General features: G+C 65.7%; 19 protein-coding genes. 9 read left to right on the top strand and 10 right to left on the bottom strand.

Features of this window, described 5'->3' with window-relative positions; translation table 11 throughout:
• The first annotated feature begins 109 nt into the window (after positions 1-109).
• Positions 110-1,204: a Zn-dependent alcohol dehydrogenase gene (locus GORHZ_RS15845; protein WP_006334582.1), complete on the top strand. Its 1,095-nt coding sequence runs from the start codon at positions 110-112 to the stop codon at positions 1,202-1,204.
• 47 nt (positions 1,205-1,251) lie between these two features.
• Positions 1,252-2,109 carry an alpha/beta fold hydrolase gene (locus GORHZ_RS15840; RefSeq protein ID WP_006334581.1) on the top strand — a complete coding sequence of 286 codons (858 nt, stop codon included), beginning with the start codon at positions 1,252-1,254 and terminating at the stop codon, positions 2,107-2,109.
• Positions 2,110-2,170: 61 nt separating this feature from the next.
• On the opposite strand, the gene GORHZ_RS15835 is transcribed toward GORHZ_RS15840, so the two are convergent.
• The 7 genes from GORHZ_RS15835 to GORHZ_RS15805 all read right to left on the bottom strand — a co-directional run bounded on the left by GORHZ_RS15835 (position 2,171) and on the right by GORHZ_RS15805 (position 9,441).
• Positions 2,171-3,337, bottom strand: coding sequence for a CaiB/BaiF CoA transferase family protein (locus GORHZ_RS15835; RefSeq protein WP_006334580.1), 1,167 nt, complete (start codon positions 3,335-3,337; stop codon positions 2,171-2,173).
• Positions 3,334-4,194 (bottom strand): alpha/beta fold hydrolase, encoded by an 861-nt coding sequence (locus GORHZ_RS15830; RefSeq protein ID WP_006334578.1) that lies wholly within the window; start codon positions 4,192-4,194, stop codon positions 3,334-3,336. Before GORHZ_RS15830 ends, GORHZ_RS15835 begins: the two co-directional genes overlap by 4 nt.
• Positions 4,191-5,696, bottom strand: a complete 1,506-nt coding sequence (locus GORHZ_RS15825; protein ID WP_157205204.1) for an aldehyde dehydrogenase family protein — start codon at positions 5,694-5,696, stop codon at positions 4,191-4,193. The genes GORHZ_RS15830 and GORHZ_RS15825 overlap by 4 nt, the downstream gene beginning before the upstream one ends.
• 142 nt (positions 5,697-5,838) lie before the next feature.
• Positions 5,839-6,186 carry a WhiB family transcriptional regulator gene (locus GORHZ_RS30100; protein ID WP_006334574.1) on the bottom strand — a complete coding sequence of 116 codons (348 nt, stop codon included), beginning with the start codon at positions 6,184-6,186 and terminating at the stop codon, positions 5,839-5,841.
• Between the two features lie 7 nt (positions 6,187-6,193).
• Positions 6,194-7,426 (bottom strand): acetyl-CoA C-acetyltransferase, encoded by a 1,233-nt coding sequence (locus GORHZ_RS15815; protein ID WP_006334572.1) that lies wholly within the window; start codon positions 7,424-7,426, stop codon positions 6,194-6,196.
• 24 nt (positions 7,427-7,450) lie between these two features.
• Positions 7,451-8,197 (bottom strand): 3-oxoacyl-ACP reductase FabG, encoded by a 747-nt coding sequence (fabG, locus tag GORHZ_RS15810; protein WP_006334571.1) that lies wholly within the window; start codon positions 8,195-8,197, stop codon positions 7,451-7,453.
• A gap of 68 nt (positions 8,198-8,265) precedes the next feature.
• Positions 8,266-9,441, bottom strand: coding sequence for an acyl-CoA dehydrogenase family protein (locus tag GORHZ_RS15805; RefSeq protein ID WP_006334570.1), 1,176 nt, complete (start codon positions 9,439-9,441; stop codon positions 8,266-8,268).
• Positions 9,442-9,585: 144 nt separating this feature from the next.
• On the opposite strand from GORHZ_RS15805, the gene GORHZ_RS15800 reads away from it, so the two are divergent.
• Positions 9,586-10,266 carry a GntR family transcriptional regulator gene (locus tag GORHZ_RS15800; RefSeq protein ID WP_040532192.1) on the top strand — a complete coding sequence of 227 codons (681 nt, stop codon included), beginning with the start codon at positions 9,586-9,588 and terminating at the stop codon, positions 10,264-10,266.
• Between the two features lie 40 nt (positions 10,267-10,306).
• Here GORHZ_RS15800 and GORHZ_RS15795 read toward each other — a convergent pair whose 3' ends face one another.
• A complete protein-coding gene (locus GORHZ_RS15795) occupies positions 10,307-11,299 on the bottom strand; it encodes an AraC family transcriptional regulator (RefSeq protein WP_083877315.1) in 993 nt (330 codons plus the stop codon).
• Between the two features lie 206 nt (positions 11,300-11,505).
• Between GORHZ_RS15795 and GORHZ_RS15790 the strand changes: the two genes are divergently transcribed.
• The 6 genes from GORHZ_RS15790 (at position 11,506) to GORHZ_RS15770 (ending at position 18,364) form a co-directional block, all read left to right on the top strand.
• Positions 11,506-11,709 carry a hypothetical protein gene (locus GORHZ_RS15790; RefSeq protein ID WP_006334567.1) on the top strand — a complete coding sequence of 68 codons (204 nt, stop codon included), beginning with the start codon at positions 11,506-11,508 and terminating at the stop codon, positions 11,707-11,709.
• Between the two features lie 41 nt (positions 11,710-11,750).
• Positions 11,751-13,058 (top strand): hydantoinase/oxoprolinase family protein, encoded by a 1,308-nt coding sequence (locus GORHZ_RS31985; RefSeq protein ID WP_006334566.1) that lies wholly within the window; start codon positions 11,751-11,753, stop codon positions 13,056-13,058.
• The gene (locus GORHZ_RS31980; protein ID WP_280986229.1) at positions 12,991-13,800 is read left to right on the top strand and encodes a hydantoinase/oxoprolinase family protein; all 810 of its coding nucleotides are present in this window, start codon (positions 12,991-12,993) and stop codon (positions 13,798-13,800) included. Before GORHZ_RS31985 ends, GORHZ_RS31980 begins: the two co-directional genes overlap by 68 nt.
• Positions 13,797-15,788: a hydantoinase B/oxoprolinase family protein gene (locus GORHZ_RS15780; RefSeq protein ID WP_006334563.1), complete on the top strand. Its 1,992-nt coding sequence runs from the start codon at positions 13,797-13,799 to the stop codon at positions 15,786-15,788. The genes GORHZ_RS31980 and GORHZ_RS15780 overlap by 4 nt, the downstream gene beginning before the upstream one ends.
• Positions 15,785-16,804, top strand: coding sequence for an alcohol dehydrogenase catalytic domain-containing protein (locus GORHZ_RS15775; protein WP_006334562.1), 1,020 nt, complete (start codon positions 15,785-15,787; stop codon positions 16,802-16,804). Before GORHZ_RS15780 ends, GORHZ_RS15775 begins: the two co-directional genes overlap by 4 nt.
• A 75-nt stretch (positions 16,805-16,879) precedes the next feature.
• Positions 16,880-18,364 carry an aldehyde dehydrogenase family protein gene (locus tag GORHZ_RS15770; RefSeq protein WP_006334561.1) on the top strand — a complete coding sequence of 495 codons (1,485 nt, stop codon included), beginning with the start codon at positions 16,880-16,882 and terminating at the stop codon, positions 18,362-18,364.
• A 150-nt stretch (positions 18,365-18,514) separates the two neighbouring features.
• Here GORHZ_RS15770 and GORHZ_RS30895 read toward each other — a convergent pair whose 3' ends face one another.
• Positions 18,515-19,354 carry a hypothetical protein gene (locus tag GORHZ_RS30895; protein ID WP_006334560.1) on the bottom strand — a complete coding sequence of 280 codons (840 nt, stop codon included), beginning with the start codon at positions 19,352-19,354 and terminating at the stop codon, positions 18,515-18,517.
• 524 nt (positions 19,355-19,878) lie between these two features.
• Positions 19,879-21,885, bottom strand: a complete 2,007-nt coding sequence (locus GORHZ_RS15760) for a phage holin family protein (protein ID WP_006334559.1) — start codon at positions 21,883-21,885, stop codon at positions 19,879-19,881.
• Between the last annotated feature and the right edge of the window lie 26 nt (positions 21,886-21,911).

The raw sequence follows: 21,911 nt of genomic DNA, 5'->3' as shown, positions 1-21,911 counted from the left end.
CTCCGCGAAGAAGGCATCGCCGCGCTTTGATTTGGTCGCGCTGCACCAACCAGCAGTGACCGAGTACCACCACACACCGAAGTCCCGGCAGTCCACCGAAAGGCTTTTGATGACACAGGCAGCGATACTGACCACCCCGGGCGAGCCACTGTCGATCCGCGACATCGACGTGGCCGTACCCGGTCCGGGCGAGGTCGCCGTCGATGTGCAGGCCACCGGCGTCTGCCACTCCGACGTCGGGGTGTTCTCCGGGGAACTGCCGGCACCGCTGCCACTTGTCCTCGGGCATGAGGGGGCCGGTATCGTCGCCGATGTCGGCGAGGGTGTCGACGGACTTGCTGTTGGCGACCATGTCGTACTGTCCTGGCTCCCGAGTTGCGGCACCTGCTACTTCTGCGAGCGTGGCGAGTCACATCTGTGCGGACGTCCGCGCACCATGCTCGGTGCCCACACGATGCCCGACGGCAGCACCCGAATGTCCCTCGACGGTGACCCGGTCCGCCAATTCTGCGGACTCGGGTCATTCGCCCAGCGCACCGTGGTACCGGCCGGAGCGGCCATCCCCATCGCCGCGGACATCCCGATGTCCTCGGCAGCGCTGCTCGGCTGCGGTGTGCTCACCGGATTCGGCGCCGCCGTCAACACCGGCGGTGTACGCGTCGGCGACTCCGTGGCCGTCATCGGCTGCGGCGGGGTCGGTCTCAACGCCATCCAAGGGGCACGCATCGCCGGAGCGACCACCATCGTCGCCATCGACATGCACCCGGAGCGCCTGGCACTCGCCGCCAAACTCGGTGCGACACAAACTATCACCGCCGGCGACGACGTCGTCAGGCAGGTGCAGAAGTTGACCGGCCGGCGCGGCGCCGACGTGGTGGTGGAGGTCGCCGGCCGGCCGGCGACCGTGCAGCAAGCCGTGGCCATGGCACGTCGCGGCGGCACCGCGGTACTGGTCGGTGCCGCACCGGGGGTGGGGATCGACGAGGTGTTCAACAATGTCGTCATGGCGGGCAAGGTCGTCAAAGGCTGCCTGTATGGCTCCGCACACATCAAGCGCGACATCCCCCGGTTGGTCGACCTCTATCGGTCCGGTTCATTGATGCTGGATGAACTGGTCACGGAGACCTTCGGTTTCGATGCCATCAACGACGCGGTGAATTATTGCGCCGGCGAGAACGGCGCCCGCGCGGTGGTCGTGCGGTGACCGCGTCACGTGATCGATCCGGCCGTTCGAGGAGAGGAATCGCCATCGTGCCCGACAGCGACACTGCCGATGGGGACAGTTCCGACCACGACGTCGCGGACGGCTACACCGACCAGGTCGTCACCGTCGACGGGATCCGCCTCTACACCCGTCGGCGCCACGGCGATTCGCCGGTTCCGCTGCTGCTGGTCCACGGACTCGGCGGATCCATGGATTCGTGGGAGCCGCTGTTGGCACAGATGCCTGGCCGGGACGTCATCATGATCGACTCGCCGGGCATGGGTCGATCCGAGGTCCCCCGCCGACCGTTGCCCATGCACGGCATCGCCGACAAGCTGGCCGGTGCATTGCGTGCACTCGAGGTGTCGCGAGTCGACGTGTTGGGGTATTCGCACGGTGGCGCCGTCGCACAGGAATTCGCCAAGCGCCACTCGGACCGGTTGCGGCGCCTGACTTTGGTGGCCACGGTCGCGGGGCTGCCCTGGGTGCCGCCCCGGCTGTCCGCGCAGCGCGCGTTGCTCTCGACCCGTCGCTACCACAGCCGGGAAGCCGCCGCGGCAGACGTCCCATTGCTGGCGGGCGGTCGAACCGCCAGCGATGAGGCGGTCCTCGCGGAGATTCTGGCCGACCGCGAGGCCCACCCGCCGAGCACCACCGGTTACCGCTACCTCCAGCTCGCGGTACTCGGCTGGTCGAGCCACCCGTGGCTGCACCGGTTACAGTGCCGCACCCTGGTTCTCCAGGGCGACGACGATCCGGTGGTGCGCACGATCAACGGCCGCATCCTCGCCGGTCGCATCCGGCATGCGCGCCTTGAACTCCTGCCGGGAGCCGGCCACATGATGATGTTCGACGAGCCCGACCGTGTCGGACCGATCATCGAACAGTTCCTCACCGACGAGTGACCCGCGGGCGGCCGTCGCGGATGAATGACTGCGGCGGCCGTCTCGCGGACGGCCGCGCGCGTCACACGATCGCGCCGCTATCCCGCAGTGAAGTGAGATCGTCCAGATCGATCCCCCAATCCGCCAGCGCTGCATTGGTGTTCGCACCTGCCGGGACCGCCGGCCCTTGTACGCGGCCGGGCGTCCTGCTGAATCGCGGCGCCGGCGCAGGCTGAAGCACACCATCGACTGGCACGAAAGCCTCACGGGCCGTGGCATGCTCGGCCTTGATCGCCTCGTCCAGGTCGAGCACCGGCGTGACACATGCCTCGGCACCGTCAAACGCTTCTTCCCATTGCGATCGCGTCCGCTGGGCGAAGATTGCGGCGAACTCCTCACACAGTGATGGCCAGCGGTCCCGGTCCCACTGCTGCTCAGCGATTTCCGCGGGGACTTCCAGAACGGACAGCAGGTTGGCAAAGAACTTGGCCTCGATCGCCGCCACCGCCATCCACCCGCCGTCGGAGGTCTCGTACACGTGGTAAAACGGCGCACCGCCGTCGAGTGCGTTGGTGCCGCGATCCAGGCTGAGCAAGCCGGCCTGCCGTTGCCCGTAGAAGACGCTGCCGATCAAGCCGATCCCGTCGACCATCGCCGCATCCACGACCTGCCCACAACCACTGCGCTGCGTTTCGAGCAGCGCAGACACCACACCCATCGCCAGCAGCAGACCGCCACCGGCATAGTCGCCCAACAGATTCAAGGGAATAGACGGTGCGCCTCCCGTTGGCCCCATGGTGGCCAGCAGTCCGGTCATGGCAAGGTAGTTGAGGTCGTGGCCCACAGTCTGACCCAGCGGGCCCTCCTGCCCCCAGCCGGTCGCGCGACCGTACACCAGCCGAGGATTGCGCACCCGACATACGTCGGGTCCGAGGCCCAGACGCTCCATGACGCCTGGACGATTACCCTCGATTGCCACGTCGGCCCGCTCGATCAGCCGCATCACAGTCGCGACGCCGTCTGGATGCTTGAGGTCGATGGCCACCGACCGTCGGCCCCGATCATTGACGAAGGCAGGTTGCCGTCCATTCGCCGCTCCGAGATCGGTGCGCAGCGCGCCGACAGCGCTCGGCCGGTCGATACGGAGCACCTCGGCACCCAGATCGCTGAGCATCATCGCGCACCATGGTCCCGGGCCGAGCGCCGCGAACTCGATGATCTTCACTCCTGTCAAAGGTCCGTCGGTCATGGTGCCTCCTGGATTCGGTTGATGGCGTCGAGCAGTTGGCCAGTCGCTTCGTAGGGCAGGAGATGCCCCGCGTGGTCCAGTATCTGGACCTCTGCGCCGGGAATCAGATCGGCCAGAATGCGTGCGTTGCGGACCGGCACGATCGGATCGTCGCGCCCGTGCAGAATCGTCGTAGGTGCGATGATGTCGCGAAGTCGTTCCGGACGCCGCCACGATGTCGACGCCGCCGACTGCAGGAGCGGCGTCCACCAGGCGATGCCGCTGGTCCGCAACTGTGCTGTCAGTTCACGCAATTCGCGGGGTGACTCATGTTGTGCGCCTGGCCCGCCGAGCGACCACACTGCGCGGCGCCAGCCATCGGTTGATTCTCGTAATGCAATGCGCCACAACGTCCACGACGTACGGAAGAAGGGGATCTGCATCGCCGGGATCGGCGCGACGGTGTTGATCAGAATCAGTCGGCCGACCGCATCCGGGTGACGGATGGCGAGCTCTTGCGCGACCATTCCGCCCATCGACCAGCCGACGACGGTGGCCCTCTTGATGTCTGCACCCAGCATTGCGGCCCACACATCGTCCGCGAGATCCTCGATGGTGAACGCCGGTGTCAGATGTCGCGAGCCGCCGGTCCCGCGAGCATCCACCGCGATGACGGTATAGCGGCTTGCCAACTCGCCCAACGCCGTCGGCCACACCGCGCCACTGGCGCCGAATCCGTTCAGCAGGACCAGCCCGGGGCCGCTCCCCATGACGCGGTGATATCCCATGCGCGTACCCATAACCGGCGCATAGAGTGTCGAATTGAGTTGCACCGCGACGTGGGTGGCTGCGGAGATCGCCGACATCACCGCCGTCATGCGGTGCCGTTCGGGGTTTGGCCGATCAGGATCTGCTTGAGTTCGGTGAATCCGAGGATGCCTTCGGGGCCTGCCTCACGTCCCCAGCCAGAGGCCTTGACGCCGCCGAAGGGCGCGCTCATCGTCGGCCCGAATGCGTTCACTGCGACCGATCCCGCCCGGATACGTGTGGCGATCTCGATGCCGTTGTCGGTGTTGGCGGTGAAGACGGCGCCCGACAGCCCGAACTCGGTGGCGTTCGCAAGCCGCACGGCGTCCGCGACATCGTCGTAGACCTGGACGGCGGTCGCCGGACCGAACACCTCACGGCGGATCAACTGGGCATCTTCAGGTATTCCGGTGAACAAGGTCGGCCGGTAGTAGTGTCCGACGTCCAGGCCCTCGGGCCGCGTTCCACCGGTGATGAGTTCGGCGCCGTCGGCGAGTGCCTGGGCGACGACGCCTTCGGTGCGACGCACCGCAGCCGCGTTGACCAGCGGTCCGATGTGCGTTGCCGGGTCGAGTGGGTCGCCGATCCTCAGACGTTCGAATCCGACGCGGAGACGTTCGATGACTTCGTCATGTCGGCGGCGCGAGACCAGGATTCGGGACAGCAGCGCGCAAACCTGCCCAGCCGCGTTGGTGGCGCCAGGAATCAGGGAGCGCATGGCCGTGTCCAGGGGCGCATCATCGAGGATGATGGCGGGTGATTTGCCGCCCAGTTCGAGCTGTACCCGCGCATAGCGTTCGCGGGTTGCCGCCAGAACATCCTGTGCGGCCACGTGTCCGCCGGTCAACGACACCATGTCGACGCGCGGGTCGCGGGTCAGCGTCTGGCCGACGTCGACACCGCCGCACACCACGCTGACGACGCCTGGCGGAAAGCCGGCCAGCCGTGCGCATTCTGCCACGATCGTCATCGTCAACTGCGACTCCGGAGCCGCCTTGATCACCACCGGGCATCCGGCCAGCAACGCGGGAATCACCTTGGACGCCACGGTGACCACAGGACCGTTGTACGGCAGGATCGCCACCACGACGCCGACCGATTCACGACGGAGGAGCACCGCGCCCAGCTCCGACGATCGACGCTGATCGGCGAGAATCTCCTCGGCCCCGGCCAGCGCGGATTGCCACGCGGGCACGGCTGCGAAGCGATAGAGCGCCCGCCCATGTCGCACCGGCATGCCGGCTTCAACGGCCCACAGCACGTCCAGGTCGGCGGCACGCGCATCGACTGCATCCAGCCAGCGCGCACATGCGGCAACACGTTCGGAAACGGGGGCGGCGGCCCAAACGTCGCGGGCATTGTCGGCGGCCTCGACCGCTGCCAAGGTATCGGCGATCGACGGATGCCGGGTCGCGGCGATCGGCTGCTCGGTTGCCGGTGAAACGACGGTGTGGATCGCCCCCGAAGCCCGCCACCAGGCACCGCCGACGAACACGTCCTCGGCGTGCCCAATGTCGATGCCCGTGATCGCTGATGTCGTCGAGTCTTGGCCAATTCGCTGCGTTCGCACCACAGGACGATTGTGTGCAGCGGACCATCGGCGTTGCCAGGCGCTGGGAGCACCCCGCAATGCGACAACGCGTCATCCACGACGGGGCTGTGCTCCCTGTGTGGCCGGGCGAGCGCCGCCACGGCTCCTCCGGCGGGCTACCGAGTCACCGGCCGTGTTCGGAAGGCCGCACTCTGCGGTACATCTGCGCGCGCCGATGTCGACGCTTGCGTTCCGTCGGTGTCATCCCACCCCATATGCCGTACGGCTCTGGCCCGATCGCAGCGAAGTCGTGACATTGACGCCTGACCGGACAGTTCCCACAGATCAGCTTGGCGGTTCGCTCATGGCGGGCCTTGTCCACGGCGCTGAGTTCACTCGCTGGAAAGAACACGGCGGGATCCGCCCCGCGGCAGCCTGCATCCTCGCGCCAATGGGGCTCCTCGCGCCGCGCACGCACAGAATCACCCGACTCGGCCGCGTCGACGATTCGGGTGATTCTGTCGGAGGTCATCGTGGAGTCACGCGCCCTCAACGACGGCGGCCAGTCCCTGCCCTCCGCCGATACACATGGTGACCAGTCCCTTGCCGCCTCCACGTCGGCGGAGTTCGTGCATCAGGGTGGTCGTCATCCGCAGACCGGTGGCCCCGATGGGATGGCCGAGTGAGATGCCGGAACCGTTGACGTTGAGGCGGTCGTGGTCGTGCCACTTCCAGCCCTCGAGCACCGCGAGAACCTGAACGGCGAAGGCCTCGTTCAACTCCACCAGGTCGAGTGAGTCGAGGAGCGCCGCGGGAGAATCCAGTCCGGCTCGAGCGGCGAGCTTCTCGACGGCGGGCACCGGTCCGATTCCCATGCGGGCCGGGTCGCAGCCGGCGGCCGCCCAGTCGGTCAGGTAGCCGATCGGTTCCAGACCGAGGTCGTCGAGAGTGTCCTCGGCGACGACGAGACAGCCGGCGGCGGCGTCGTTCTGTTGGCTGGCGTTGCCGGCGGTCACCGTGCCGTTGGGCATGAGGGTGCGCAGACGGGCGAGCGACTCGGCGGTGGAGTCGGGTCGGACACCCTCGTCGCGGGAGACGATGACGGGGTCTCCCTTGCGTTGCGGCACTGTCACATCGACGACCTCGTCGGCGAACCGCCCGGCCTCCCAGGCGGCGGCCGCGCGGTGGTGACTGCGTGCGGCGTAGGCGTCGGCGGCTTCGCGGGTGATGCCGTAGTCGGTGGCGAGGTTCTCAGCGGTCTCGATCATTCCGGAGATCTCTCCGAATCGCCAGACCGGTTGGGAGCGTTCGCGTCCGCGGTCGAGGCGATCGTAGAGGGTGACGTTGCCGGCGCGGGCTCCCCACCGGTTGGTGGTCGAGTAGTACTCGATGCGGCTCATCGACTCGACCCCGCCGGCGAACACCGCGTCGGCGGCGCCGGACTGCACCATCATCGCCGCGGTCGCCAAGGCTTGCAGCCCGCCGCCGCAGCGACGGTCGAGTTGCATGCCCGGCACGCTGATCGGGAGACCGGAATGCAAAGCGACCCAACGCCCGACACAGGGGGTTTCGGAGTTCGCATACGACTGCGCGAAGACCACGTCGTCGATGCGGTCGGGATCGATGCCGGAGCGTTCGACGACGGCCTTGACGACGGTGGCGCCGAGATCCTCGACGGTGACATCGCGCAGAGAGCCGCCGAACGTGCCGACGGGCGTGCGGGTGGGTGCGACGATGGCCGCGCGGCGAATGGACTTACGTGTACTGGTCATGACTCTCCTGTGGTTCTCGCGGGCTCACATGAAGCGTCCGCCGGTGACCTCGAGCACGGTCCCGGTCATGTAGGACGACAGATCGGACGCGAGGAAGAGTGCGACCGAGGCGATCTCGGTCACCTCGCCGGCTCGGTGCATCGGGATCTCGGACATCTTCTGGTCCCATGCCTTCTGCGGCATGGCCTCGGTCATGGCTGTGCGGATCAGGCCGGGCTGGATCGCATTGACCCGGACGCCATGGTGAGCGACCTCTTTCGCTGCGGCCTTGGTGAGGCCGACGATGCCGGCCTTGGCCGCGGAGTAGTTGGTCTGCCCGACCATGCCGACCTTGCCGGACAGCGACGACAGGTTGACGATGGTGCCTTGCTTGCGGTCCCGCATGATGGCCGCAGCCTTGCGGGTGCCGTTCCAGGTGCCCTTGAGATGCACGTTGATGACCTGGTCGAACTGCTCTTCGGTCATGGAGCGCATCGTCGCATCGCGGGTGATGCCTGCGTTGTTGACCATGACGTCGACCGGACCGAATGATTCGGCCGCGGCGGCGAGGACGGCGTCGACCTCGGTGGCGTCGGTGACATCACAACGGACGCCGATGGCGATGGCGCTCCCGCCGAGCTTGTCGGCGGCTGATTCGGCTGCGGTGGCGTCGATGTCGGCGACGATCACGCGAGCGCCCTCGTCGATGAACAGCTGCGCGATCGCAAAGCCGATTCCCTGTGCGGCGCCGGTGATCACGGCGGTCTTGTCTTTGAGCAGTGGTTCGGTCATGGGGGTGTCCTTTCGGAGTGATGGCCGGGGTGGTGTCGAGATCGAGATCACCTGTGCACGTTGATGAATTACCTGTTCTTCGCCGCGCGAACCAGCCCACCGCCGATGATCAGGCGCTGGATCTCACTGGTTCCCTCGTAGAGGCGTAGCAGGCGCACGTCGCGGTAGATGCGTTCGACGGTGACCTCGCGCATGTAGCCACTGCCGCCGTGGACCTGAACCGCGAGGTCGGCAACCTTGCCGGCCATCTCGGTGCAGTAGAGCTTCGCTGCCGACGGTGCGATTCGGCGATCCTCGCCGGTTACGTACTTTCGTGCCGTCTCGCGCACCAGGGCTCGTCCGGCGAGAACACCGGTTTGCTGGTCGGCCAGCATGGCTTGCACGAGTTGGAAGTCCCCGATGGGGGTTCCGCCCTGTGTTGCGCTGGCGGCATACTCCACCGATTCGTCGAGGGCTCGCTGTGCGGTGCCGACTGCCAGCGCGGCGATGTGGACGCGGCCGCGGGCCAGCGAGGTCATCGCGGCGCGATAGCCGGCGTCCTCGTCACCCCCCACGAGCGCCGAAGAGGGGACGCGGACGTCGGTGAAGTTGACATCGGCGGTCCAGGCGCCCTCTTGTCCCATCTTCTTGTCCTTCACGCCGACCTCGAGGCCGGGTGTGTCGGCGGGGACGAGGAAAACTGCTATCCCGGTGCCGGATTCGTCGGCGGGTCGGGTTCGTGCGAAGACGACGAAGAGGTCGGCTATGGGGGCGTTGGTGATGAATCGCTTTTGTCCGTTGATCACCCAGTCGTCGCCGTCGCGAACCGCCTTGGTGCGCAGCCCGGACGGGTTGGACCCCGCACCCGGTTCGGTGAGTGCGAAGGAGGCGACCACCTCACCGGACGCGATCCGTTCCAGCCACTCTTTCTTCTGCTCGTCGGTCCCGAAGTTGACCAGCACCTGCCCGGCGATGCCGTTGTTGGTGCCGAACATCGAGCGTAACGCCAGCGAGGTATAGCCGAACTCCATCGCGAGCTCGACGTCCTGCGTGAGGTCGAGGCCCAGCCCGCCCCATTCCTGGGGGATGGCGTAGCCGAACAGCCCGATCTCGGCTGCCTGCGCGCGGAGATCCTCGGGGATGGCGTTGGTCTCGGAGATCTCCTGCTCGCGCGGGACCACCTTGGAGCGGATGAAGTCGGCGACGAGTCCGCGGATCTGGTCGAAGTCCTCGTCGGAAACGGCTGGTGCGTGTGGTGCGGTCATGACGAGGAGAGTATCAAAAATATAATCCGTAATCTAGGGGCATTGCACGCAGCAAGGTATTTGAGGGTCACAGCGGATAGAGGTGGTCAGAAAATTATCAAAAGTGCGATCACCGATCGGGTGATCATCGGTTAGTGTTGAGCCGTGACAGCGACAGCACGAGCCCTCGGTGGATCAGGCGAGCCATCATCGGTCCTCAAGGAGATCGCGGCGCAGGAGATACGCCGGCTGGTGTTCGGTGGGGTGCTACGACCCGGCACGAGGGTCGATCAGGAAGCGCTCGCCAGGCGGTTGGGCGTCAGCAAGCTACCGGTTCGTGAAGCATTGATCGCGCTCGAGGGTGAGGGGATCATCCAGGTGGTCCCGCGGCGCGGGGCGTACGTGGCGCAGTTGTCACGCGAGGACATCCGGGATCACTACTGGATGCTCGGTGCGATCTCCGGACTTGCCGCCGAACGGGCGTCGGTGAATCTCTCCGATGACGACCTGGGCGAACTCGATCGGATCGCGACTGCTATGGAGGACGACGACACGGCGGAGTCGAATGAGCGACTGAACTTCGAGTTTCATCGCGTGATCAATCGCGGTGCGCGCTCCAGACGCCTGATCTCCGAATTGAAGATGTTGAGCAGCGCTATCCCGACCGGTTTCTACGACGTCCACCCCGAATGGGTCGCGTGGGGGCTGCGTGATCACCGAGAGATCCTGGACGCGCTGTGCGCCCGGTCAGGTGGCATGGCGAAGGTGCTCACTGAGGGGCACTTCCTTCGCGGCGGGAATCAGGCTGTCGCGCTCCTCGAGGCGCAGGGGTTCTGGGCCGATTGATCTCGTTCCGGTGAGTCTGATCCGGTCGGCCACCATCTCATCAGCGAGAACCCGGGTGCAGCGTCGCCGAAGGAGTTCGGCCGAAGCGCGACCGGTATTGTTGGGCGAATCGGCCCAGATGGAAGAAGTGCCAGCGGTTGGCGATCTCGCTGACCGAAAGTCCTTGTCCGGCACAGAGATCTTGATGTGCTCCGTCGAGGCGGACGGCCCGGATATAGGCACTGGGAGTCATCCCGATCTCTCTCTGGAATCCGGCCTGCAGGGTGCGGGCGGTGGTCCCGAACAACGCGGCGAGCATCACTATTGACAGATCGTCTTTGGCGTGGCGATCGATGTGGTCGATGACCTCGCGGATGATGGTGTCCGGGCGGCGGGGCACGTCGCGGACGAGTTCCGCGGTGAGGTTGCTCCGTGCGACGAGCAGGACCTGCGTCATCAACGCTGATTCCAGTTCGCGCTGGACCGCAGGCATGGTCGCGAGTCCGCCGTCGGTGGCCAACTGGGAGTAGTAGAAGGCCACCGATGAACACAGCGATCGACCGGCGGCGGAGTCCAAAGGGAAGGTGAGGTCGAAGTCGATCGCCGACGATGTGGAATGTCCGGCGAGCCGAGCGGCATGTTCTTCGAAAATGCTTCGTGTCAGTTTCAGATGGTACTGAGCACAGTCGCCACTCCAGTCGATGAGCACCGGGGCTTCGGGGCCGAAAACCACTCCCGAGTTCTTCTGATCGGCGGAGAAGGACGCGCTGCGATCACTCTGGACGGCCGTGCAATGCCCCGACACGAGCAGATTCACGTGATAGCAATCACGCATCGCGGGGCCGGCTATGTGCGCGGGTACTCCGTAGGCCATCCGCCCGACCGTCACCCGGTCGGTGGTTGCCGAATCGAGTCGGAACCGCACGCGGTCCTCGTGATCAAGCGCGAGATCGTGCACTGCGAAGGTGTCTTGTACGTGCGCGTGCGCCAATGCGGGATCGGACGTCGTGAAGCTTCGATGAACCACAGGCACAGCCCGTGTCATGAGCGGCATGCCAACCTCCACGCTCGCCAGGCGACCATCATCACGGCCCAGTGTGGCACACCTCGCGTCCCACGCCAACGTATTGAGGATAAAGCTGTACACATAATGGATAATGTATCGCTCTCCGGATAGTGCTTTCGCATAGCGGATTGTGGGCCGTGTCACTCCCTTTTAGCGTGGCCGTACTCGATGTCGGAGAAAGAGATTGGAGCGACATGACCGAGTCCGCACCTGAAGTGGAGCGTGAGATCGTGCCGGGGCAATGCCCCCGCTGCCAAGCGGCGGATCTTGCTCGCTACGACGCCGTCAGTGAGTCGGGATGGGTCCGCGTCACGAAATGTCAGTCGTGCCTCTTCTCGCTCGAGCGCACGCCGGCGAACCGCCTGGGTCCGATCACCTTGCTGGTCGATCTCGTCTGATCGACGCGCTCGGACGAAACAACAACGAAGGGACAAGTCGAATGATTGCTGTAGATGTAGGGGGAACGTTCACCGACGTGGTCGGTTGGCGCGACGGGCAGATCCTGACCACCAAGGTATCCACCGCCTACGACGATGTCGCCGCACCGGTGCTCGCCGGCGCGGCCCGACTGGGTGTCGAGGACTCCATGGTCTTCAACCACGCGAGCACACATGGCCTCAACGCGATCATCACCCGGAACCTGCCGAAGATCGGATTCCTGACCACCGAGGGCCACCGCGACATTCTTGACATGGGTCGCGTCTGGCGACCCGCCGATGCGATCCTGGACCCGGGTTGGCGGCGAAGCTTCGGCGACGCCGCGCGGCCTCTGGTCGATCGCTACCTTCGTCGAGGGATCGCCGAACGAATGCTGGCCGACGGTGCGGTTCTGTTCGACCTCGATGAGCCGCAGGCCCGCGCGGAGATCGAGGTCTTGCGCGACTGCGGGGTGGCGGGCGTGGCGATCTGTCTGATCAACGCCTACGTCAATCCCGCCCACGAGCAGCGCCTGCGGGAGCTCGTCGTGGAGATCATCGGCGACGTACCCGTCTCGATCTCCAGTGAGGTCTCGCCCCTGGCCAAGGAGTACGCGCGGGCGTCGACCACCGTGGTCGATTCACTCATGAAGATCATCTACGCCGACTACTCCCGGCGCCTGGACACCGGACTGCACGACCTCGGATTCTCCGGCCAGCTCAACTTCGCTGACTGTGCGGCGACGCTCGTACCGGTTGAACATGCGATGGCCCGGCCATTCCGTGTCGTGTTCTCGGGGCCCGCGGCAGGGACCGTGGCCTGCGCCCACTTCGGCTCGATGATCGGCGAGAAGGACCTTCTTTGTGCCGACGTCGGTGGCACGTCCTGCGATATCAGTGTGGTCACCGGCGGTGAACCCTTCGTGAACACCTCCTTCGAACTCGAACACGATCTGGTGGTCAATGCCCTGGCCAACGACATCTCGAGCATCGGTGCCGGCGGCGGAAGCATCGTCCACATCGGTACTCACGGTGAGATCCTGGTCGGCCCGGACAGTGCTCGCGCCGAACCAGGCCCGGCCTGCTTCGGCCGGGGCGGAACACAGCCGACCACCACCGACACCGCATTGATGATCGGCATCCTCGACCCCGATGGCTTCGCCGGCGGGGAGGTCTTCATCGATCGGGAGCTCTCTCGCAAGGCCTTCGAGTCGCTCGACTGCGAACTCACTCTGGGGGCGTCGGGTGAGACATGCCTACGAGATGGCCGTGCACAACATGGCGGAGGGTGTGTTCAATGTCGCCATCAAGAACGGTGTCGACCCGCGTGACCACAGTCTCATGGCCTTCGGTGCCGCAGGCCCCATGCTCCTGCCTGCCGTTCTCGACGCAGTTCAGTGCAAACAGGTCGTCATCCCGCCGAGCCCGGGTCTGTTCTCGGCTCTCGGCCTCCTCTCCGCCGACCAGGTGTTCGCCGTGCAGCGCAGCGCCTACCTGATGCTCGACGACGCACACGCGGCACGGATCGACGAGATCTTCGCTGAACTCGACGCCGAACTCCGCGAACAGCTGGGCGGCGCGACAGAGGTCGAGATCCATCGGAGCATGGACGCACATCTTGTCGGCCAGAGCTGGGACACCCCGTTTGTCCCCGTGCCCGACGGAACACTGGATGCCGCGGCGATCGCGACGATGGTCGCCGCGTTCCACGAGACCTATGAGAGCCGTTCCGGCAACCGATTCGAGATGATCCCGGTCGAGGGTGCCACCTTCCGTGTGCGGGCGGTGTTGCGCACCGACAAGGTCGAATACCCGCAACTGCCCGCGCGAGCGGGTGAACCGTTGGTGGCGAGTGGTACGCGAGTGCTGCGCTACCTGGGTGACCTCGACGAGACCGAGGACGCCGAGCAGGTCGCGCACGTCTATGACCGCGCGTCACTACGCGCCGGAGATGTCCTGACCGGGCCCGCAATCGTCAACGAAGGTCTGTCCACCACACACATCGGTGCCGGGCAGCACGCCACCGTCGGGGCCTATGGCGAAATCGTCATCCGGAGGAACAACGCATCATGACAAGCACACTCGACCCAACTGAGACCACGGAATCGGCCGACAGCGCAGCCGACACCCTCGAACACCGAATCCGGGACCTGTCCGACGCGGACTTCGAGACGCGGTATCACAGCGACAGGTTCACCGCGTCGGTGATAGGGAACCGGCTCGACTACATCGTCGAGCACATGTCGACCGGCTTCATGCGGGAGGCCTTCTCGCCCATCATCCGGGACTGGTACGACTTCGCGTGCACCATCACCGGGCCGCCCGAGGACGACTATCCGATGGCAGTGGTCAGCAACAGCCTGATGGTGTTCCTGGGCACCATGGGCGACGCCGTCCGCAACACGGTGGCCGAGTACGGTCCGCAGAATCTCAAGCCCGGCGACGTCCTGATCTGCAACGATCCCTACCGCGGTGGACGTCACGTCAACGATGTCGCCTTCATCCGACCGGTGTTCCACGAGGATCGGCTCGTGTCCTTCGTGACCATGTGCGCCCATCAGCTGGACATGGGCGGCACGGTCCCCGGGGGCTTCTCGGCCACCAAGACCAACGTCTACGAGAACGGCCTGGTCCTCCCGCCCATGCTGCTGTGGTCCGGTGACGAACCCGTGCGCTCCACCTTCAGCCTCATCTTCGACAACACGCGATGGGGTGGAATGTTGTTGCCCGACTTCAAGAGCATCCTCGGGCAGCTCAAGTTGGGGGAGCGTCTGGTGCTCGGCAACATCGATCGCTACGGGCTCGACGCGTACCTCGGCACGCTGACGTATGCCTGCGACAGTTCGGCCGAGAAGATGGGCGACGCCATCGAGACGATTCCCGACGGTGACTACCACGGGTCGGCTCTCATCGATGCCGACGGCCTCGACGACAGTATCGAATACCGGGTGCAGGTTGAACTACGCAAGCGAGGACGCGACATCGAGATCGACCTCGGCGGTACCTCCCCGCAAGCGCGTACGTGCATCAATTGTGGTGTGCTGGATGCCAAGACATCGGTTGGCGTGGCCTTGACGATGCTGCTCGACCCGAGCGTGCCGTTCACTTCGGGAACCTGGCGCAGCATCGACCTGCTGACCCCGCCTGGCACAATCGTCTCCTCGCTTCCGCCCGACGGCGGGATCATGATGTTCTGGGAGTCGTCTGGTGCGGTGGTGTCGGCGATCTTCGACGCACTCAACCCGGTACTCGGCTCCCGCGGTGTCGGCGGCGACTACGGATCCACCAACACCCACAACGCTTCCGGGGTCACCGATGCCGGAATCCCGTGGACCAGCGCCACCCAGTGCGGCGGTGAGCACGGTCCGTGGGGAGCGACCGCCGATGGAGACGGTGACAGCTACACGGTGTTGTTCACGCTCAACAATCTCGACCCCGCGACCGAGACCATCGAGCACGATTCGCCGGTGGTGATCCTCCGTAAGGAACATGCCATCGACACCGGCGGTGCGGGTCGACACCGCGGGGGCGCGGCCAACCTCAAGGACACCCTGTGGCTCACCGCTGCCGAACAGTATCTCTCGCCGTTCCGGACGAAGGAGCCGAGCGGGGTCGGGGCCAACGGTGGGCAGGCCGGACCGAACGGCGCGATGTGGCTCTTCCCGCCTCAGGCCGAGAGTGTCACGATGAGGGCCACCGACGACGCGGCCTACCACGACAGTGTGCCCGTCGCAGGCGTTCTCCACCCCGACACCAAGTGTGTGGATCCCGAGCACGGGAAGTATCACTACTTTGCCTCGCAACGGGTGTGGCGCACAGAACCGAGAACGCTGCTGCGGTGCCTGACCAACGGCGGCGGCGGTTGGGGGGACCCGAGAACCCGTGATCCCCAAGCGGTGTTACGAGATGTCCGGAACGAGTACGTGAGCATCGAGGCGGCCGCCCGTGACTACGGCGTGGTGGTCGTCGGCGATCCGCGCCGCAAACCCGAGGAACTTCGCATCGACACCGAGGCCACGGCGCGACTTCGGGGCGGCTGGACGGGAGGAGAAACACGATGAAAGGCATAGTGTTCGCCGGCGACGCAACCGCCGCGCTGCACGAGTTCCCGGAACCCGAGCCAGGGCCCGGCGAGGTGGTCGTCGCGATCCGCGCCTCCGGGATGTGCGGCAGCGACCTGCACTTCTATCACGGCAACTTCGAGTTCGATCACTCGGTGATCCAGGGCCACGAACCCTGCGGCGTGGTGCACGCGCTCGGTCCGGGTGTCTCCGACGCTCTGGTCGGCGTCGGCGACCGGGTGATGATCCACCACTACTGGGGCTGCGGGATGTGCCGGCGGTGCCGTGCAGGGTGGCCGCAGATGTGTGAGACCGCGCCCGGCACCACCATGGCCATCCACGCGAACGGTGGTCACGCCCCGTATGCGGTGGTCCCGGCGACCACATTGCTGCCGATGCCCGCGGGCCTGTCGTTCCGGGCGGGAGCCGCCGTCGGCTGTGGGACCGGCACCGCGTGGGGTGCGATCAAACGCCTCGGCGGGGTCGAGGACAGCACCACCGTGGTCATCGGGCAAGGACCGGTGGGACTTTCCGCGACGATGTTCGCCGCGTCGATGGGGGCCACGGTGCTCGCGGTCGACATCGACGCGGCGCGACTCGCGCAGGCAAAACGGTTCGGGGCGGAACTCGTGGTGAACTCTCGCGAGGTGGATCTCGCCGAGATCGTCGCCGATCACACTGGCGGCCGGATGGCGGACGTGGTGATGGAGACATCCGGCCGGGCGAGTGAGGACGCATTGAGCGTGCTCGGAACCTTCGGGCGGGCGTCGTTCACCGGGCTTCCGGGTCACGTCGAGTTCACCACCCAGCAGATCTACAAGAAGCAGTGGACGCTCATGACGTCGTGGACGATGTCATCAATCGAACAGGCCCGTGCCGCCGATTACGTGGTCGCACATGACCTTCCGGTGGACGACCTGTACTCGCACACCTGGACGATCGAGCAGGCCTCAGAGGCCTATGCCTGGTTCGACAAGCAGGACGCCGGCAAGGGCGTCTTCGAGTTCGCCGAGTAAGTGATCCCCAGCGCACACAGCGCAGTGACCGAGACAGGACGATGGCGGAGACAGAACAATGATGGAGACAGAACGATGACACTGACCACCACCCACGAGCTTCCCGCCTTCATCGGCGGCGACAAGACCAACTTGATCGGCGGGCAATGGCTGCCCGCCACTTCCGGGAACACGATTGACGTCATCAACCCGGCGACGGGCGGGGCGTTGGGAACGATCGCAGCCGGCGACGCCGCAGACGTCGACCGCGCGGTGAAGGCCGCACGAACCGCGTTCGAGGGTGAATGGAGTCGCTGGACACCGCACGAGCGTCGCAAGCTGCTGCTGCGCGTCCACGATGTCATTTTGGAGAACTTCGACGAGCTCGCCATGATCGAGACACTCGACATGGGCGCCCCGCTGTCCCGGACCCAGGGGTTGCGCGAATGGACCTCGCAGGTACTGCAGTTCTTCGCGTCCCAGACCGGAGCGGGAACCGTTGCTGCCCCGCCCAATTCGCTTCCCGGACACATCCTCACGCTCCGCTCGCTTCGCCCGGTGGGTGTAGTCGGCGGGATCATCCCATGGAACGGGCCGCTCATCGGGCTGTGGTGGATCTTCGGACCTGCCCTGGCAACTGGCTGTACCGCAGTGCTCAAGCCTGCCGAGGACGCCTCACTCTCGGTCCTGCGGGTGGCCGAGCTGATGACGGAAGCGGGTGTCCCGCCGGGCGTCATCAACGTCGTCACCGGCTACGGGAAGGACGTTGGTGCCGCACTGGCCGAGCATGACGGAGTCGATCGGATCGCATTCACCGGCTCGGTGGGTACCGCACAGACGATCGTTCGCGCGTCGGCCGGGAACCTCAAACGGCTACAGATGGAGCTGGGTGGGAAGTCGCCCGACATCGTCTTCGCTGATGCCGATCTCGACAAGGCAGTACCGGGGGCCGCGATGGGTGTGTACACCAACAGCGGGCAGGTATGCGTTGCGGGGACGCGCATCCTTGTACAACGCCCGATCCACGACGAGTTCGTGGAGCGTATCGCCGAGTTCACCCAGACGATCCGCGTGGGCGACGGCCTCGATCCCGACACACAACTCGGCCCGCTCATCAGCGGACGCCAACTCGACCGTGTCTTGCGCTACATCGAAATCGGCAGCGGTGAGGCGGAACTCATGGCTGGGGGTCGCCGCCCGGAGGGTGAGGGGTCCGGAGGGTTCTTCATCGAACCCACGGTGTTCGCCGGCGCCACCAATGACATGACGATCGCGCAGGAAGAGATCTTCGGGCCGGTCGCGACAGTCATCCCGTTCGACACCGAGGCCGAAGCGATTCACCTGGCGAACGCGACTCCCTATGGCCTCGCGGGTGGGTTGTGGACCGAGAACGTGGGCCGCGCGCACCGCGTGTCGCAGGCCATCGACGCCGGGACGGTCTGGGTGAACTGCTACGGCATCCTCGATCCCGCGATCGGCTTCGGCGGCACCAAGATGAGCGGATACGGATGGAAGGGCGCGCGCGACCACGTCGAAAGCTACCTCTATCCCAAGGCCGTCTACATGAACATCGGCGAGTAGCGGTCGCGGGCCGATAGATTTGGCAAGTGTCGCATTGTCGGCGGAGATCGATGTTTGTACCGTAGACAACGATGTCTCCGCAGATCTCGCGCTCTCCGTGCCGGCCGGGTCGTCTGCTACTGACACGGCGCGACGACCCGGCTGCCGGACTCACCAGGGAGCGTATGCCCACCCCAGGTAGGTGGCACCTTGGGCGGGGTTCCACCTGCTCAGGACTTGCACGTTATGGCCTCCACCAGCAAGGCCATGGTAAGTCTTGGAAACCCCACCCGAGACGAACGTGCCGTCGCCCCGGGCAATGTCGACGTGGCCCATGCCTCGGTCCCACGAACTCTGCGAGAACACCAGCGCGCCGCGCGGGAAGTTTCGGTCCATGTGGATCTTGTTCTGTGAGAACAGGGAATCTCGGAATTCCTTGGCCGTATTGAATCCGAGGGCATTGCGTCCGTAGGCCCAAGCGACAAACTTGCCGCAGCCGATGTCACCGAACATATCGGTGCCGACCGCCGAATTTGCCCTGAGTACAGCAGCATTCGCCTTGCTGGAGTTTCCGGGCGCGGGTGCGGGCGCCGGCGTTGTCCGACCGCACTCGGGGCCGAGTGCATTCAACGTATGAGTCTCGATGTCGACATCCGCGATGTAACCGTTGTCCGATGTTTGATACCACAGGTTGTCCCAGCCGCCGTTGGGGATATTGGAGCTGAAATATCCGCGGACGGCCTGTCCGCGTTTGTGGCACTTGAGCGTCAGCCTCTGGCCCTTCTGGTACCAACCTTCCTGCCGTGACTTCAGTGTGGGTGCAGACATCCGTTGGGTCTTGACCATGACTGTTGCGGCTGGAGCGGCGTTTGCCGGGGCGGTGAATGTGGTCAACTGCGCAGCGCCCACGACGAGTAGCGCTGCGATCACAGCGGCGGTTCGGCGGTGTCCGGCGCCCGAGTGGGGCCGCTGGCGTGACGATACTGAAATCGATTCCGGGACCCTGTCCATCGGATGATCTCCTCTTTTGTCTGGACGGCACCTTGTCCAGAGAATTGACTTCTCTGCGTTGTCGATACCTGTCGAGGGTGGAGACCCGAACAGTGTGTGACCAGGGCGATGCGCGAGCGCTTCGTCAGTTACGGGAATCCCAAATCATTTTCGTGTGCGCATCTTGCCGCGCCGGCTTCCTGCGGCCGGCGGATGTTGAGAGTGCAATGACCAGGAAGGCGCCGGGTGTAACGGCGTCTGTGTCCGAGACCGCCCCGTGTCATCGGCGGCTGTCTGTGGATTTGTACCTGCCCGCCCACGGTGAACCCGATTTGGTGAGACGGCCAACATGAGCGTGCACCAACCATCCCAGAGACTCGCGATGCATGATATAGACCCTTCGGGCCAATCTCCCCTTCTCAGCTACTGATCTGCCTGTCGGCCACCGGGGGATCACACCGCATCCGCGAGCGGCTCGGTATCAAGCGCGGTCGGCATCCCGCTGCCCCACAGGAACCGCGCAGTCGGTGTCGGCTGCCTGTGTCTCAGGCGGGCTGGTTCTCCGCGTCATGCGGAGTGCCGTGGTGACCCAGACCCCGCCAACGAACCAGGACCTGGTGCACGGCCTCCGCGCCGTGCAGTGGGTCAGGTGGCTCGGGCAGCACCCGGGGGTAGAGCAGGAAGGGGGTGCTCTGCGGCCCGCCCATCCCGCCGTGCGACCCGACCTGCTCCTCGAAGGCCGCGACCTCGTCGGTTTCGGGCCAATACGCTCCGCCCACCATGATGTCGGCGACGTTGTCGAACGAATCCGTCCGGCGGATCTTGTCGAGGGCATCAGGCCCGAAATGGCGTAGCGGGTCGGTTCCGGTGACCTGACCGTCGGCGAGGTCGACCGATCCGTCGGCGCCCAGCACTACCGAGCCGCCGTCCGGTTGCGCGATCAGCAGAAAACCGATCCCGGGATGGCGGCGCAGCGAATCGATCAGCCCCGGGTAGGTGGTCTCGATGGTCGCGGTGGTTGCGCGGCCGGGAAGGGTGGGAAAGCTGATCAGACCGAGATTGCCCGACCCCAGGACGACCGGCCGCTCGTCGGGCACGGTCTCCTCGGAGACGTCGCCGCGATGGAGACTCGCGGATGCATAGAGCGCACCCTCCGCATCCGCGTGATGGGTATCAACGGCGGGTTCGGGTGGTGTGGCGTCTCCGCACAGCCGGTGCACGAGATGTCGCAGGGATTCCCCGTAGCGCTGGCTGAACGTCGCACCCTGGCTCTGACCGTGATCCGACAGCAGCACGACGTGATAGTCACGGTCGGCCTGCCCGACGACGGCGAGGAGTAACCGGACCGTCTCGTCGATCTTGGTCAGCACGGCAAGGGTTTCCGGTCGGGAGAGACCGGAGTGGTGGGAAACCTCGTCGTAGCCAATCAAGTCGGCGTAGATGACGGTGCGGCCGTCGATCAGGTCGCGCACGACGGCGGCCACGGTCATGTCGGTGGCGACGACGGTCGTGAAGGCGCGGACGAGTGGGTAGACGCCGCCGCGCGGGACACGTGGTCGGATGTCGCGGCGCCGCTGTCGCAACGACTGCCGGATCTCGCGCTGGACCTCCCCGACCATGCGGACGAACGTTCGAAGTGCGTTCGACAGATCCATGAAGTAGGACGAATACCCGGCGCCGCCGCCGAGCCGTGCGCCCCGCATCCGGCTGACGACCAGCACGTTGTCGTCGGCGCCGCCGGTGAACAGGTTGCCGCGACTCGCTCCGTCGACGTCGAGCAGTCCGGGGATGTCGGCGCGTTCGGTCTCGCGTTGCTCGTTGTCGCGGGGATTACTGAACACCGCGACGGTCCGGGTCGACTTGTCGTACCACCGGAACGCCGGGACATTGTGATTGGAGCCGTGCAGGATGCCGAGTTGGGACGCGCCGGTCTGGCTGCTCCAGTCGGTGTGCCACGGGGCGAGGTGGTGGGTCTCCCGGACGAGTTTTGCCAGCGTCGGCGTGACACCGTCGGCGATGGCCCGGCGCAGGACCTCATGACCCAGCCCGTCGATCTGCAAACACAACAGCCCGGGCTCTGCTGCCCTCACCGAGGCGTTGCGACGGCGAAATCGTTGTCGGCGAACCTGCATGAGTCGATACGAGGTGTCCGATCGCGCGGCGATGGCGCCCCCGACGATCGAGATGAACGCCGCGAACACCCCGGCCATCACAAACACAGCGGGCGTGCTGTGCACCGTGGCCACGGGTACCAACCAGAGCGCCAGCAGCAACAGGGCGCCGCCGGCGAGGAACGCCGATAGGAACATCACGACCGGACCGGTCCAGGCCATCGCGCGCACGATCAGGGGCCAGAGGAGTCGATTGAGCAACCCGAAGACGAGGGCGAGGAGCAAGGCGGCGGGCAGTGTGGTCGTGGTGTCGCCGATGGTCGTCGACTCGAGGTCGATCCCATCGAGCACCGCGTCGAGCGCGAGGAGCGCGATCGCCGAGGCGATCCACAGCACCAGGAACTCGATGACCGTACGGATGACTCGAGCCGTGGTCTGCATGGCGTCCTTTCGCTCGTCTTGGGATG

The organism is Gordonia rhizosphera NBRC 16068 (genome assembly GCF_000298195.1).
GTDB classification, from domain to species: Bacteria; Actinomycetota; Actinomycetes; order Mycobacteriales; family Mycobacteriaceae; genus Gordonia; species Gordonia rhizosphera.
The sequence above is the reverse complement of the archived record's forward strand: the minus strand, read 5'-3'. Positions and strand labels throughout refer to the sequence as shown.